17 protein-coding genes and 1 pseudogene are annotated in these 14,173 nt (G+C 65.9%); 13 read left to right on the top strand and 5 right to left on the bottom strand.

All coding sequences use genetic code 11. From position 1 onward, the window contains the following. Positions 1 to 326 precede the first annotated feature (326 nt). The 4 genes and pseudogenes from NA5_RS43540 (at position 327) to NA5_RS34665 (ending at position 3,461) form a co-directional block, all read left to right on the top strand. Positions 327 to 1,688, top strand: coding sequence for a DivIVA domain-containing protein (locus NA5_RS43540; protein WP_443093754.1), 1,362 nt, complete (start codon positions 327 to 329; stop codon positions 1,686 to 1,688). Further along, positions 1,685 to 2,263, top strand: a pseudogene (locus NA5_RS34670) (DNA-3-methyladenine glycosylase I); the annotation flags it as partial. The gene NA5_RS43540 and the pseudogene NA5_RS34670, both read left to right, overlap by 4 nt. 183 nt (positions 2,264 to 2,446) lie before the next feature. Next, entirely contained in the window at positions 2,447 to 2,614 is a 168-nt protein-coding gene (locus tag NA5_RS39865) for a DUF3117 domain-containing protein (protein WP_011211259.1), read from the top strand. Between the two features lie 16 nt (positions 2,615 to 2,630). Beyond that, entirely contained in the window at positions 2,631 to 3,461 is an 831-nt protein-coding gene (locus tag NA5_RS34665; RefSeq protein ID WP_174555309.1) for a putative RNA methyltransferase, read from the top strand. Here NA5_RS34665 and glgA read toward each other — a convergent pair. Continuing rightward, positions 3,437 to 4,594 (bottom strand): glycogen synthase, encoded by a 1,158-nt coding sequence (gene glgA / locus NA5_RS34660; RefSeq protein WP_062993255.1) that lies wholly within the window; start codon positions 4,592 to 4,594, stop codon positions 3,437 to 3,439. The two genes, NA5_RS34665 and glgA, sit on opposite strands and share 25 nt — an antisense overlap. A 137-nt stretch (positions 4,595 to 4,731) precedes the next feature. Between glgA and glgC the strand changes: the two genes are divergently transcribed. Beyond that, positions 4,732 to 5,946, top strand: coding sequence for a glucose-1-phosphate adenylyltransferase (gene glgC / locus NA5_RS34655; protein WP_062993254.1), 1,215 nt, complete (start codon positions 4,732 to 4,734; stop codon positions 5,944 to 5,946). A 9-nt stretch (positions 5,947 to 5,955) separates the two neighbouring features. Here the strand turns inward: glgC and NA5_RS34650 are convergent, their stop codons facing one another. The 3 genes from NA5_RS34650 to NA5_RS34640 all read right to left on the bottom strand — a co-directional run bounded on the left by NA5_RS34650 (position 5,956) and on the right by NA5_RS34640 (position 7,247). Beyond that, positions 5,956 to 6,171, bottom strand: coding sequence for a hypothetical protein (locus NA5_RS34650; protein ID WP_218020227.1), 216 nt, complete (start codon positions 6,169 to 6,171; stop codon positions 5,956 to 5,958). A gap of 67 nt (positions 6,172 to 6,238) precedes the next feature. Further along, the gene (locus NA5_RS34645) at positions 6,239 to 6,493 is read right to left on the bottom strand and encodes a hypothetical protein (protein ID WP_062993252.1); all 255 of its coding nucleotides are present in this window, start codon (positions 6,491 to 6,493) and stop codon (positions 6,239 to 6,241) included. Between the two features lie 121 nt (positions 6,494 to 6,614). Further along, positions 6,615 to 7,247, bottom strand: a complete 633-nt coding sequence (locus tag NA5_RS34640; RefSeq protein ID WP_371856482.1) for an O-methyltransferase — start codon at positions 7,245 to 7,247, stop codon at positions 6,615 to 6,617. Between the two features lie 390 nt (positions 7,248 to 7,637). Here NA5_RS34640 and sigE point away from each other — a divergent pair, with 390 nt between their 5' ends. The 8 genes from sigE to NA5_RS34600 all read left to right on the top strand — a co-directional run bounded on the left by sigE (position 7,638) and on the right by NA5_RS34600 (position 13,945). Further along, complete coding sequence (sigE, locus tag NA5_RS34635; RefSeq protein ID WP_062993284.1) at positions 7,638 to 8,243, top strand: RNA polymerase sigma factor SigE; 606 nt, start codon at positions 7,638 to 7,640, stop codon at positions 8,241 to 8,243. A gap of 89 nt (positions 8,244 to 8,332) precedes the next feature. Beyond that, complete coding sequence (locus tag NA5_RS34630; protein WP_062993251.1) at positions 8,333 to 8,719, top strand: zf-HC2 domain-containing protein; 387 nt, start codon at positions 8,333 to 8,335, stop codon at positions 8,717 to 8,719. A 10-nt stretch (positions 8,720 to 8,729) separates the two neighbouring features. Then, the gene (locus NA5_RS34625; RefSeq protein WP_062993250.1) at positions 8,730 to 10,283 is read left to right on the top strand and encodes a S1C family serine protease; all 1,554 of its coding nucleotides are present in this window, start codon (positions 8,730 to 8,732) and stop codon (positions 10,281 to 10,283) included. A gap of 55 nt (positions 10,284 to 10,338) precedes the next feature. Then, positions 10,339 to 10,755 carry a Sec-independent protein translocase protein TatB gene (tatB, locus tag NA5_RS34620; protein ID WP_062993249.1) on the top strand — a complete coding sequence of 139 codons (417 nt, stop codon included), beginning with the start codon at positions 10,339 to 10,341 and terminating at the stop codon, positions 10,753 to 10,755. A 126-nt stretch (positions 10,756 to 10,881) separates the two neighbouring features. Continuing rightward, entirely contained in the window at positions 10,882 to 11,736 is an 855-nt protein-coding gene (locus tag NA5_RS34615) for a hypothetical protein (RefSeq protein ID WP_062993248.1), read from the top strand. Between the two features lie 318 nt (positions 11,737 to 12,054). Continuing rightward, on the top strand, positions 12,055 to 12,513 hold the full coding sequence (locus NA5_RS34610) for a hypothetical protein (protein WP_157110808.1): 459 nt from the start codon (positions 12,055 to 12,057) through the stop codon (positions 12,511 to 12,513). 25 nt (positions 12,514 to 12,538) lie between these two features. Beyond that, entirely contained in the window at positions 12,539 to 12,730 is a 192-nt protein-coding gene (locus tag NA5_RS34605) for a hypothetical protein (protein ID WP_062993246.1), read from the top strand. A 138-nt stretch (positions 12,731 to 12,868) separates the two neighbouring features. Beyond that, on the top strand, positions 12,869 to 13,945 hold the full coding sequence (locus tag NA5_RS34600; RefSeq protein ID WP_062993283.1) for an XdhC family protein: 1,077 nt from the start codon (positions 12,869 to 12,871) through the stop codon (positions 13,943 to 13,945). A 9-nt stretch (positions 13,946 to 13,954) separates the two neighbouring features. Here the strand turns inward: NA5_RS34600 and NA5_RS34595 are convergent. Continuing rightward, positions 13,955 to 14,173, bottom strand: a 219-nt coding sequence (locus NA5_RS34595; protein ID WP_174555308.1) for a Uma2 family endonuclease, incomplete at its 5' end; no start/stop codon positions are given.

Raw genomic sequence — 14,173 nt, 5'->3', positions numbered from 1 at the left:
GTCAACGCGGACCGCACTGGTCATCGCAGGCCCTGCTGCCACTGGAGTCCATCGTTGGGCCCGCCCGCTATCGCAGACCACATCGTCAGTGCGAGCCGCACCTGCCACCGCGAGCCGCACTGGCGGGCTGGGGTGGATCTCCGTTGCGTACGGTATGGGCTGCGCAGTTGTAGGGCGTGTCGGGTCGCAGCAGCGGCGTGGCGGCTCGGATCGGTGGGGTGATCGCGCGGCTCGGGCGGTCGATGGGATGGCTGGTCGGAATTCGAGGTCCGATTTTCGCGGGCGGGCGGATGTCAGGTGTCGGTGTGGGCCAATAAGCTCGGGGCATGCTCACGCTGCTGTTGTACGTGCTGATCGTCGGTTTGGTCGCCGCGGTGCTGTTCTTGCTCGCCAGTGCGGTCTTCGGCCGAGCCGAGGAACTCGGACCGCTACCCGAGGGAACAACGGCGACCGTGCTGCCCGCCGAGGGCATCAGCGGCGCGGATGTGCGTGCCCTGCGCTTCCAGCAGGTGGTGCGTGGCTATAAGGCCGGTGAAGTCGACTGGGCACTGACCCGCCTCGCGGCCAGAATCGACGAGCTGCAAGTCCAACTGGCCGAGGCGCGCGGCACCCAGACCCCGAGTGTCCAGTTCCCGAAGCAGCCCTCGTCGAACACGCCACACCAGCAGTCCCAGACCCCGCCAGCGCAACCGAACGGCACGATCGCTCAGCCGCCGACCCCGACCGGCCAGCCCCAGCCACCGACTACCCCACCGAACGGCACATCCCAGCCGCCAACGACACAGCCATCGTTCACCTCGCCGCGAGCACCGATCGCCCAGCCGTCGGTCTCCGAGCCACAGCCGCCGACCGCCCCGCCGACCGGCCCAACCCAGGCACCGATGACACAGCCATCGGTCCCGACGCAGCCACCAACTGCCCGGCAGGTTTCACCACTCCAACCGAACGGCACGACCGATCAGCCAACCCCGACCGGCCACCCCCAGACTGTCCCGCGGAACGGATCGATTACCGCGCATGCACCGACAGTCCAGCCACCGGCGGCCCCACCGCATCCGCCGAACGGCACAACCCCGACACCGATGACACAGCCATCGGTCGCCCCGCCACAGCCACCAAGTGCCCGACAGGCCACTCCCCGCCAGTCGAACGGCACAACTGATCAGCCAACCCCGACCGGCCACCTCCAAGCGCCGACTGTGCCGCCGAACGGCACCGCGACCCATGCACCGTTCGGAAAGCCATCGCTCGTCCAGCCGAAGTCGCCGGATGGCACACCCCAGCCACCGACAGCACAACCATCGTTCACCCCACCGCAGCCAACGGCCGCCCCGCCGAACGCCCCAACCCAAACACCGACCGCACAACCATCAATCGCCCCGCCCCAGCTGCCGACCGCACCGCAGACCACGATCGTCCCCCAGAACGCCGCGATCGCCGAGTCGCCATCCATGCAGCGCCCCGTCGTCGCCCCGCAAGGTCCAACCGCACAGCATTTGCCGGGCATGCAGAATGCCCCGACCACCCAGCAAGTCCCGACCGCGCAGCACACCCCAGCCACGCAGCACGGCCCAACCGCGCAGCAGACACCAACCGCACAACACGCCCCAACCGTGCATCAGGTCCCGGCCGTACAACAACTCCCAAGCGCGCAGCAGCACGTGCCGTTCGGGCTGGACCAGAAATGACCACCGAAATCACTGTGTCCGCGCTGGAGGCGACCGGATCCGATGGCAAGATCCGGTGTCCGTGGTCGGAGGGGTCGCAGCTTTACCGGGATTATCACGACAACGAATGGGGCAAACCGCTGCATGGCGATGACGCCATGTTCGAGCGGATGTGTCTCGAGGCATTCCAGTCGGGGCTGGCCTGGATCACCATTCTGCGTAAGCGTCCGGCCTTCCGAAGCGCATTTGCCGGGTTCGCGATCGAGCGGGTGGCGGCGTTCGGCGATGACGATGTGGCGCGGCTGTTGGCCGATCCCAGCATCGTCCGCAACCGGGCCAAAATCGAAGCGTCGATCGCCAACGCCAGGGTGGCCGCGGACCTCGATGTCGGTCTGGACGAGTTGATCTGGTCCTTCGCACCGGCTGCTCGGCCGCGCCCGCGCGCGATTGCCGAGGTGCCCGCGACCACTCCCGAATCCGTAGCTCTGGCAAAGGAATTGAAGCGGCGCGGGTTCCGCTTCGTCGGCCCGACGACCGCCTACGCGCTGATGCAGGCGACCGGAATGGTCGACGACCACCTCGCCGATTGCTGGGTCTAGCGAGGACGGCCCAACACAGGCCGAGCGGTCACATTTCGAACTCAGGTATCCGTCCACTCCGGCGATAGGGAAGAATGGGACGGGTGTAGCTCGCCAAATGCCGGCGAGCTCACTAGTTGGTGACAACTGTAGTTCCAAGAAAGTGCGCAGCATATCGCGCAGATCTGGAGGGAGCAGAGGATGGCGGCCATGAAGCCCCGCACCGGGGACGGTCCCCTCGAGGCAACCAAGGAAGGGCGTGGAATCGTGATGCGGGTTCCACTCGAGGGTGGCGGGCGTTTGGTCGTTGAGCTCACGCCGGATGAAGCGGCAGCGCTCGGTGACGAACTGAAGAGTGTCACCAGCTAATCCCACACTCGCTGATGTGGCCGGTCTGCTGGCCTGTCCGGAATGCGGCTCGGAAATGCGGTCGCAAGATCGGGCGCTGCGCTGCGGACACGGGCACAGTTTCGACATCGCCAAACAGGGTTATGTCAGTCTGTTGACCGGTGCGTCGACGAAAATGACCGGCGATACCTCGGCGATGCTGGACGCGCGTGCCGCGTTCCAGGTCGGGGGACACTTCGCGCCGATCGCCGATGCGGTGGCCACCGCCGTCGCGGCCGACGATCCGGTGCTCGACGGGGCCGCCGTGCTCGAGGTCGGTGCCGGAACCGGCTACTACCTGGCCGCGGTGCTCGATACCGTTGCGGCGGTCGGGATCGCCTTGGATGTGGCCAAACCCGCGGCTCGACGCTGCGCCCGCGCCCATCCGCGTGCCGCCTCGGTATTGGCCGACGCCTGGCGCGGACTGCCGGTTCGAGACGGTGCGCTGCATCGAGTGGTCTCGGTATTCGCACCACGTAATCCGAGCGAGGTCGCCAGGGTCCTCACCGACGACGGCCGCTTCGTCGTCGCCACACCTACCCCACGGCACTTGGCCGAACTCGTCGGCCCACTCGGCATGGTGACGGTCGATCCGGACAAGGAGCGCCGTCTCACCGACACGATGTCCGGCCACTTCGACGAGCTGGACCGTACCGTCGTGGAATATCCGATGAAGCTGACCCGCACCGATATCCGCAACGTGGTGGCGATGGGACCGTCCGCGCATCATGCGACCAACCACCTGGATGGCCTACCGGACACGCTGGAAGTGACCGCCTCGGTGCGGGTCTCGACCTACCGACGTCAGAATTTGCGGACCTGGTCGTAGATCGCGACGGTTTGGGTGGCGATCTGCAGCCAGTCGAATTCTGCGATGGCACGGTGCCGTCCGGCGGCGCCGAATTCGGCGGCGAGCACCGGATCACCGGCGACCTCGTTGACCGACTCGGCCAGATCGTGTTCGTACTGCTCGGGCGCATTCGCGTCGTAATGCACGAGGCGACCCGTCTGTCCGTCCACGACCACCTCCGGGATGCCGCCGACATCGGAGGCGACCACCGCGGTCGCACATGCCATGGCCTCGAGATTCACGATCCCGAGCGGTTCGTAGACCGATGGGCAGACGAACATCGTGGCCGCGGCCAGAATCTGGCGGATCTGCTCGGTGGGCAGCATCTCGCGCACCCAGAACACATTGCCGCGCGCCTTGCTGAGCTCCGCGACGGCCGCGGCCACTTCGGTTTCCAGTTCGCGGGTGTCCGGCGCGCCCGCGCACAGCACCAACTGGATCTGCGGATCGAATTCGCGGGCGGCGGCGAGCAGATGCCCGACACCCTTCTGCCGGGTGATGCGACCGACGAACGCCACCATCGGCTGGTCGGTCCGCACGCCCAATTCGTCCAGGATCGTGCGCGATGGTCCGGCGGGCGGTCCCGGATGCCAGACGGTCGCGTCGATGCCGTTGTGCACCACGTGAACCCGGTCCGGATCGATCGTCGGATAGGCATCGAGCACATCGTGGCGCATACCTTCGCTCACCGCGATGATCGCGTCGGCGTATTCCACGGCATTACGCTCCGACCAGGACGACAGCCGGTAGCCACCGCCGAGCTGTTCGGCCTTCCACGGCCGCCGCGGCTCCAGCGAATGCGCGGTCAACACGTGTGGGATGCCGTAGAGGGTCGCGGCGAGGTGTCCGGCGAGTCCGGTGTACCAGGTATGCGAATGCACCACGTGCACCTCGCCCGCGGCATCGGCCATCCGCAGCTGGGCCGACATCATCTGCATCGCGGCATTGGCGGCGTAGAGCATCGGATCCGGTTGGTGCACCACGGCATCCGTGCGTTCCACACCCATGCAATGCACGGTCACCTCACACAACTGCCGCAACTGCGCAGCCAACTGCGTGACATGGACACCTGCCCCGCCGTACACCTCGGGGGGATATTCGCGCGTCAACATAGCAACGCGAAGCCGGTCGTGATCACCGGCTCCCGCCCCCGCACCCCCGCCGCCCGTGCCGAAACTCACGGCTTCAAACTAGACGTTCACTTTGGCATGGGCCACCTGTACCCGCCGAGCGCGGTAGTTTGGCAGATGTGAGGAGCCAGCCGCACGTACTCGGGATCGTGCTCGCCGGTGGCGAGGGTAAGCGCCTGTTCCCCCTCACCGCGGATCGGGCCAAACCAGCTGTCCCCTTCGGTGGTGCCTATCGATTGATCGACTTCGTACTCAGCAATCTCGTCAACGCGGGCTTTCTGCGCCTGTGTGTGCTCACCCAGTACAAATCGCATTCACTGGACCGGCACATCTCGCAGACCTGGCGGCTTTCCGGTTTCGCCGGTGAATACATCACGCCGGTGCCCGCGCAGCAGCGGCTGGGTCCGCGCTGGTACACCGGCAGTGCCGATGCGATCATGCAGTCGCTCAATCTGATCTATGACGAGGATCCGGACTACATCGTGGTCTTCGGCGCGGATCACGTGTACCGGATGGATCCGGAACAGATGGTCCAGCACCACATCGATTCCGGTGCGGGCGTCACGGTCGCGGGGATCAGGGTGCCGCGCAGTGAGGCGAGTGCGTTCGGCTGCATCGACTCCGACGAGTCCGGGCGGATCACCCAATTCCTGGAGAAGCCCGCGCATCCGCCGGGCACACCGGACGATCCGAACGTCACCTTCGCCTCGATGGGCAATTACGTCTTCACCACCAAGGTGCTGGTCGATTCGATTCGCGCCGACTCCGAGGACTCCGATTCCGATCACGATATGGGTGGCGACATCATCCCGGCGCTGGTCGCCGCGGGTGAGGCCTCGGTCTACGACTTCGCCGACAATGAGGTGCCCGGCGCCACCGAACGCGACCGCGGCTACTGGCGCGATGTCGGCACCATCGATGCCTTCTACGAGGCCCATATGGATCTCGTCTCGGTGCATCCGGTCTTCAACCTCTACAACAAGCACTGGCCCATTCGCGGCGCGGCGGAGAATCTGCCGCCCGCCAAGTTCGCGCAGGGCGGGCTCGCCCAGGAGTGCGTGATCGGCGCCGGTTGCATTCTCTCGGCCGCGACCGTACGCAATTCGGTGCTCAGCTCCAATGTCATGGTCGACGATGGCGCGACCGTCGAGGGCAGTGTGCTGATGCCGGGTGTCCGGATCGGGCGCGGCGCGGTGGTGCGGCGCGCGATTCTGGACAAAAACGTGGTCGTCGGCGAGGGCGAGATCATCGGCGTGGATCTGGACCGGGATCGGGATCGCTTCGCGGTCAGCAACGGCGGTGTGGTGACCGTCGGCAAGGGCGTCTGGGTTTAGCCGAAATCGCTACTGCGAGTTCGACGGACAGAACGGCGCGCAGGCACCCGGTGTTTTCGGCACGGTCGTGGTCGGTGACTTATCGCCGAAATCGGCGGTGACGACCAATAGCATCAGCACAACGGCGAGACCGAGCACCAGCACAAGAATGATTGCGGACCGGCCCCAGTTGATCGGGTCTCGATCATCGTCATCGCGAAACACGCCGAACCTCTCCCCGATCACCACCCCGGGACATCCTCTACTTCTTGATACCCGGTCGGTGGCGGTTTCGCGCGAAATATTTCGCCGGTTATCGCGAGCCGGGTTGCGGTGGCGCGCCGGTGCAGAACGGTTCGCAGGGACCGGGAGTCAGCGGGACTTTTGTCCGCTCGGTGTCGAAATCGGTATTGCTGACCCACACCAGCACCACCACGGCCAGCATCATGATGAAAATCAGAAAGCCGAGTGCGGGCAGTAGACAACCGCCGACGCGTGTTCGTCCTTCATTGGCCAAGTGGCCGATGTGGCCGATTTCTAGGATCCGGGATCCGTGCTCCCACACCATGGGCATACCTTGCCGTCGTCGAACCTGTCATCAGCTCGAATACCCGTCCGGCGGTAGCGAAATCAGCATATGTCGAACGAAATGCCTGCTCTCCCAGCAGTTATGGATAGCCGAATGATTGCTATCCGCGCGATGCGCAGAGCAGACCGTCGCCGACCGGAATCAACACACTGGTGAGTTCGGGATCCTCGGCGATCGCCCTGGTCGCGGCGCGCACCGCCTGGGTCGCGGGATCGCGCTGGGTCTGGTCCGGAACTCGGCCGCCGAGCAGCGCATTGTGCAGCAGGATCGCGCCGCCCGCCCGCAGCAATCGCACCGCCTGGGTGACGTATTGCGGATGCTCGAGCGGGGCCGCATCGATGAACACCAGGTCATAGGCACCGTCGGCGAGTCGGGGCAGCACATCGAGGGCTCGGCCGTTGATCAATCGGGTCCGGGCGGGCAGGATCTCGGCGGTGCGGAATGCCTCCTTGGCCGCGCGCTGATGCTCGGGTTCGGAATCGATGGTGGTCAGGGTCCCGTCCTCGCGCATGCCATCCAGTAGCCACAGCCCGCTGATCCCCGCGCCCGTTCCCACCTCGACCACCGCACGCGCGCCGAGCAGCTGGGCATACATGCTCAGCAGGGCGCCGACCGAGGGTGGTACGGGTAACGCACCGAGTTCAGTGGCCCGCTCACGCGCGCTGACGAGGACCTCGTCTTCCACGACGGATTCCTCCACGTAGGAGAGATTTCGCTCCAGATTCGATGCCACGCCTATGAATCTAGGGCACGAAGTCACAAGTTTGGCTCAGCGGTGAAGCGTTATCCCATGGCCGAGCGATTAATTGTTTGTCGGGGGCGGGGGCGGATTCTCAGGTGTCCCTCAGGATCTCCATACCCGCGGCATATCGAGGCAAGAAAGAGTATGGGCAAGCAAGACCAGCCGACCGTACGGCACGGGGGCGCGGGAACAACGACATACCGATCGTCTGTTGTAACCGTACGTGACGATCCGAGACCCGGATCGCCAGTAGATCCGCAGCCACGGTCCCGAGTAGGAGGTATCACCATCCACATGGTCGATGCGGCGCGCGAGTTCGCCACCCTGCCAGCGCAAGCTCTCCCGACGGAAGCCGCGCAAGTTCTCCCGACGGAGGCCGAAATGCACGACGAGGACAGCATCGAAGTCGAGCTGACGGGTACCGCGGCCTTCGACGCGACGGGCGACCGTTCCGCGATGCCGTCCTGGGACGAGTTGGTCCGCGAACATGCCGACCGGGTGTACCGGCTGGCCTACCGTCTCTCCGGCGACGCTCAGGACGCCGATGACCTGACCCAGGAAACCTTCATCCGGGTATTCCGTTCGCTGTCGAACTACCAGCCGGGCACCTTCGAGGGCTGGCTGCACCGCATCACCACGAACCTGTTCCTGGACATGGTGCGCAGGCGCAACCGGATCCGGATGGAGGCGCTGCCCGAGGATTACGACCGGGTGCCCGCCGATGGCCCGAGCCCGGAGCAGGCCTATCACGACGCCCGCCTGGATCCCGACCTGCAATCCGCCCTGGATTCGCTGGCTCCCGAGTTCCGCGCGGCGGTCGTGCTCTGTGATATCGAGGGTCTGTCCTACGAAGAGATCGGTGCGACCCTCGGTGTCAAGCTCGGCACCGTGCGCAGCCGCATCCACCGCGGCCGTCAGGCGCTGCGCGACTACCTTGCGCATAATGGAAGTGAGCAGCGGTTCGCCGCTGACGCGAACCTGGGGTGATCCGGCGCGAGCCGAACCGCACCCGGCGGCCGGACATCCGTTCGGTCGAGCGCAGAAGTGGATGAGTCGGTTGGAAGGGTGAGCACTGAATGAGTGGCGACGCCAGCACGTCAGGTCGTCCCCGTTTCCGTCCCACCGAGCATCTGGCCAGCGAGGCGATCGCGGCCTATGTGGACGGCGAACTGCGGATGAATGCCTATCTGCGTGCCGCCCAACATCTTTCCGTCTGCCCCGAATGCGCGGCGGAGGTCGATGCGCAGCAGCAGGCGCGGATCGCACTGCGCCGGGCCGGTCAGGTGTCGATTCCGACCGATCTGCACGACAGTCTCACCCGCATTCCGCTCGCCGAACTACCCGGCGGCGCGACGAGCGCGGCGGCCGGGTCGACCGCCGGAAGCCCCCGCAACGAGGCGGTTTTCGGATTTCTGACCGATTCATTCACCGCGACCCGGTGGACAACCTGGTGGCGCAAGTAGAGTTTGCCGAGTGACCACCGAATCGACGAATTCCGGGCCGTCGGAATCGCGGCCCTCCGCAGGCGACACCACCGATTCGGCAGCCCGGGGGAATTTAAGGCCGTCGGACGCGCCGATACTCGGACCGCGCCCGGTCTATCGCCCCCACGTGGACAATCACACGGCGAGCACTTTCCGCCGCCCCACCGGCCAGGCCGGTTCATTCGGCGAGCAGCCCAGGTCGACCGGTTCGGGCGTCCCGCAGGTCGGCCCGGAACTGCACAACAGCCCGCCCGACGCGGTACTCGCCGAGGCCTTCGGACGTCCTGCGGGCTCCACCGAACTCCTGCAGCGTGATCCCGACGCCGCCGACACCGGCGCACCGGTGGCTGGTCCGGCCGATCCGTGGCGCGATCCCGACGCCGCCGCACGCCTCGGCGCACCGGCCGTCGCGACCCCGCGACCCGCGCCGCTGCCGCAGGCGCGCAAGCTCTCGGCCAGGGAGGTGCTCTTCGGCTCCCGGGTGGCGCCCAAGGCGCTGGCCCTGCTCGCGGCCGTCGCGCTGGCCATCGGGGTGCTCGGCGGACTGGTCGGCCGGTTGACCGCCGAGGCGACCTCCCCGTTGACCTCGCGCAAGGTCACCCTGGAGCAGTCCGGCGAGATCGAGCGCCCGCACGGCCTGATCGCCAAGGTGGCCAACGCGGTGCTGCCCTCGGTGGTATCGATCCGGGTCACGGTCGGCGACAACGGCGCGACCGGTTCCGGTGTCGTCATCGACGGTGGGGGCTACATCGCGACCAACAATCACGTGATTTCGATGGCGGCACAGGACAAATCGAACCGGGCCGCCATTCAGGTGACCTTCTCCGACGGCAGCCGGGTGCCCGCGAATATCGTCGGACGCGATCCGAAGACCGATCTCGCGGTGCTGAAGGTCGATGTGAAGAATCTCACTGTCGCCAACTTGGGCAAGTCCAAGGACGTCCAGGTGGGTGACGACGTGCTGGCGATCGGTTCGCCGCTCGGCTTGAGCAAGACCGTCACCTCCGGCATCGTCAGTGCCCTGCACCGCCCGGTCGCGCTCTCCGGTGAGGGCAGCGATACCAAGGCCGTCATCGACGCGGTGCAGACCGACGCTTCGATCAACCCGGGTAACTCCGGTGGCGCACTGGTCGACATGGAGGGCCGGGTCATCGGCATAAATTCCGCGATCCGCAGTGAGACCGGCGGTTCGGTCGGCCTCGGCTTCGCGATTCCGGTGGATATGGTGACCAATATCGCGCAGGCGCTGATCCACGACGGTCAGGTGCACCATCCGAAGATCGGTCTCAGCGCGCGCAGCAAGCAGGTCGCAAACGATGTGATGAGCGGTGCCGCCGTCGCCGACGTAGAACCCGGCGGACCCGCGGCCAAGGCCGGAATCGTCGAGAACGACGTCATCGTGAAGATCGGCGATCGCGAGGTGACCGGCCCGGACGAGCTGGTGGTCGCCGTGCAACAGCGCAAGATCGGCGAGACGGTGAACGTGCAGTTGATCCGTGATGGCAGGCAGGTGGACGTGCCGGTCACGCTGGAATCGGACTGAGCCGCGGATGGAATCCGGCGCGGCTCGGCAACATCGGCCCAGGTAGCCTGGACTCGTGTTCAGCAACATCAGCTGGGGCGAGATGGTCATCCTCCTCGTCGCCGCCCTCGTGATCCTCGGCCCGGAGCGACTGCCCGGGGCGATTCGCTGGACCACGCAGAGCCTGCGCAAGGTTCGCGACTACGCCAGCGGTGCGACCCAGCAGTTGCAGCAGGAGCTCGGGCCCGAATTCGAGGACCTGCGTAAACCGCTGGCCGATCTGAACGAGCTGCGCCAGATGTCGCCGCGCCAGATGGTCACCAAACACCTTCTGAATGGCGACGATTCGGTTTTCCGGGAGTTCGATAAGGCGATGCCCGATAAGCAGGACCTGCTCGGCGCCAACAGCGGCATGCCGGACTACCCGATGCCCAAGCTCGAAAAGCCGTTGGAGCGCAACGAACGTCCGCCGATCGACGAGGACGCGACGTAACTGTGTCCGATTTGCCGTGCCTGTTCGCTCGCAAGACTCGCTCCGTCGCGGTCACCGGCCCCGGAAAGCTCAACTAAGTCAAGAAGACTAGACGCATCATGGTGTCGAGATGTCTAGACTTCGCACATGTCGGCCGATGACGTGGCGCGCGTTTTCGCGATCGAAGATAAAGTCGAGCGACTCAAGGCGGCCACCGATGGGGTGGCGGCGGCCCAGCAGACCATCAACGAACTAACCCGTATCCGCAGGGCGGTGATCAGGGAACTGCATGCCGAGGGCTGGACCTTCGCCAGAATCGGTGCGGCGGCGGGACTTTCCCGCGCGCGGATCCATCAGGTGAGTACCCAGGGTCCCGCACCGGAAGGTCTGTTTTTCGGGCACGGATCGCTCACCGTGATCGCACCGGAGGTGCGCGGCGGCCGGGTGCTGGGCGCACCGGATCCGAGTGCGGCGCAACGTCTGGTGGAGCTACTGCGCGAACTCGGCTTCACCGCAACGGTCGAACACTTCCTGCCGGGCCGCCCCGTGGACCTGAATCGCGACGGGTTGATCGTGCTGGGCGGCCCCGAACTCTCGCCGAGCATTCGTCAGCTCATCGCGGCCGATCCGCGACTGCGGCGTGCGGTGGCGCGGGCCGGGGATGCCCGCCGTGGCATCGAGGATCGCGCGGCCAGGCGGATATACCGGCCGGGCGGTCCGGAGCCACACGACATCGCCTATGTCGCACGGCTGCCGCGTCCCGATGGACGCGGCACCGCCTTGATCATCGACGGTCTGCATCCACCCGGCTCGCTCGGTGCGATCCGTTTGCTCGCAACCAGATTGGCGACGCTGCACGAACGCGCTGCGACACATCTGTTTTCGGTGCTGGTCGCCGTCCGCTATGACCGTTCCACCGGCGAACCGGTCGATGCCGATCTGCTCACACCGGTGTATCGGCACGACGCCGAGCCCCGATCAATCTCCGGCCTTCGACGCTGAATTGTTCGACTGGTGGAAACCTTTCGGCAATCAAGTGGAGACCGCGACGGTCGCGCGGCAGCGAGGTTCAGCGGAGTCGCGCGATATTCGCTCGCGCAAGCAGAACCCAGGTAGCTCACAGTAGCTCGCAATAAATCCGTGATGTGTCAGACATCACCAATACCTTCCATCTCGGCGCGACAAGCGCAATGCTGAGTTAGCTAGTCGATAACTATGGTGGCAGGTGGGTTTCCGATGAATGTTCCACATCCGATGAGAGCGGACACCGCACTCGGGTCGGGGTTCGAGCTCGAACACGGCCGTCCGACAGCGGAACCGATGACCACCACCCATCGGCTCACCTACAGCAATCGACTGAAGGTCTTCATCGGTCCGGACGATTCCGTGATCAACTTCCTACGCCCGCTGCGCAGACTGGATGGATTCGATTCCTACTCGGTGAATCTCACGCGGCTGCCACATCCGATGCCCGCGTCCGAGATCACCGCGACGCTGAGCGCCGCGCCGGGCAGGAACTACGTGGAGTGCATCGGGTCGGCCGAACTGCTGGTCATCGAGCTGTGCACCGATGCCGACGGGACGCCGCGCCGGTACGCGCTCGGCCTGCCCGGCGAGCGCGTCGGCTACCCGGGCGTCGAAGTGCCGTATGGGACCGAACTGCTGCGCGTGTACCCCGACGAGATCTTCGACGCCGAACATGCGGCCGAGGTATTCGCGACCTACTTCCACACCGGGGATATCCCGGGGGGCTTCCAACTTCGTGAGGTTCTCGATTGATGCGCAATGTCTGGAGGGGACGAGCATGAATGTCATCGTGATTGTGAGTGTCGTACTTGTTGTCGCCGTGATCGCCGCAGTGGTCACCGTGCTGGTGCGGCCACGGCCCAACCACACTCACCTGACCGTCGCCGATCTGCAGGCGCGGCTGGCCGAGGAGGCCGAGCGATTGCATCCGAACGGCGGCGAACCCCGGGAACTCGGCCGTAGCGCATAGCTACCGCTCCGGCGGCTCGCCGAGCATGGTGATTTTTGCGGTCGATGCGGTGTTGGGCGACCACCACAGGACTACGTTCGACGGAACCCTTTGGATGCGGCACTAGGCTTGATGGCACCTCGGGAAGGATCGGTGGCCGTGCGCGCGATGCTCGAACAGTTAGTGCAGCTGGCCGGTCGGGAGCCGGTGGCGTTGGCGCGCATTGTGGATGCGACCGGGCCCGGGCCGCGCGAACTGGGTGCGGCGATGGTGGTTACCGCGGACGGTGCGGTGCTCGGCTCGTTATCGGGCGGATGCGTCGAGGCCACGGTGGTCGAGTCGGCGCGGGAAGTGCTGGGCAGCGGGCATGCGGTATCGGATCGGTTCGGATATGCCGAGGCCGACGGTTTCGCGGTCGGGCTGACCTGCGGGGGTGAGATCGAGGTCTTCGTCGAACGTGTCGATCAGACCCGGCTGCCGGTACTGTCCGCATTGCGCGCGGCGATCGCGGCGGGTGAGCCGGTGGCGCTGGCCACCACCCTGGACGCCGCCCCGGACTGGAAACTCTTGCGTCCCGGCGATTCCGAGCCATGGCGCGGCGTGGACCGCGACGCGCGGGCGCTGCTCGACGCCGGGCACAGCGGTCTGGTCGGCTCGGACGAATGCGAAACGGTGCAGGCCCCGCGCCCGCGCGTCTTCGTCCAGACCTTCGCCGCACCGGCCCGCATGATCCTGGCGGGCGCCAATGATTTCGTGCGCGCCCTCGCCCGCACCGGCCGCCAACTCGGCTACCGCGTCACTGTCGTGGACGCCCGCGAAACCTTCACCACCCCAGCGCGATTCCCTTCCGCCCACGAGGTAGTCGTCGACTGGCCGCACCGCTATCTGACCGCCGAGCACGCCGCCGGACGCATCGATGCGCGCACCGTGGTCTGCGTCCTCACCCACGAAACGAAATTCGATGTGCCGATGCTGATGGCGGCATTGAGCATCGACGAAATCGGTTTCGTCGGAGCACTGGGGTCCCGGCGCACGCATACCGAACGCACCGAACGCCTGCGCGCCGCGGGAATTAGCGACGATCAGCTGGCACGCCTGAAAAGCCCCCTCGGCCTCGATCTCAACGCCCATACGCCCGACGAGACCGCGATATCCATCGCCGCCCAGATCCTCGCCGAACGCGGCGGTGCATCAGCGCAGCCGCTGGCGCGAACGGACGGCCCGATCCACCATTGACTCAGCGATCTACGCCCTGCCACTTACCAGTGCCGCAAGATCCAACGTGATCGATGCACCGGCAAGGTCGAGCACGGCACACCCGGACTTCTCACCGACCAGTTCGTAGTCCCCGTCGATCAATCGATATGCCGTAAGGCTGACCGGGTCATCGAGGTCGATCAACCAGTAGTGCTCGATGCCGACCTCGGCGTATTCGAACAGTTTAGTGACTCTATCGGTCCTCTT

Source organism: Nocardia anaemiae NBRC 100462, assembly GCF_001612725.1.
Classification (GTDB): Bacteria; Actinomycetota; Actinomycetes; order Mycobacteriales; family Mycobacteriaceae; genus Nocardia; species Nocardia anaemiae.
This window is presented reverse-complemented; position numbering and strand designations above follow the sequence as displayed.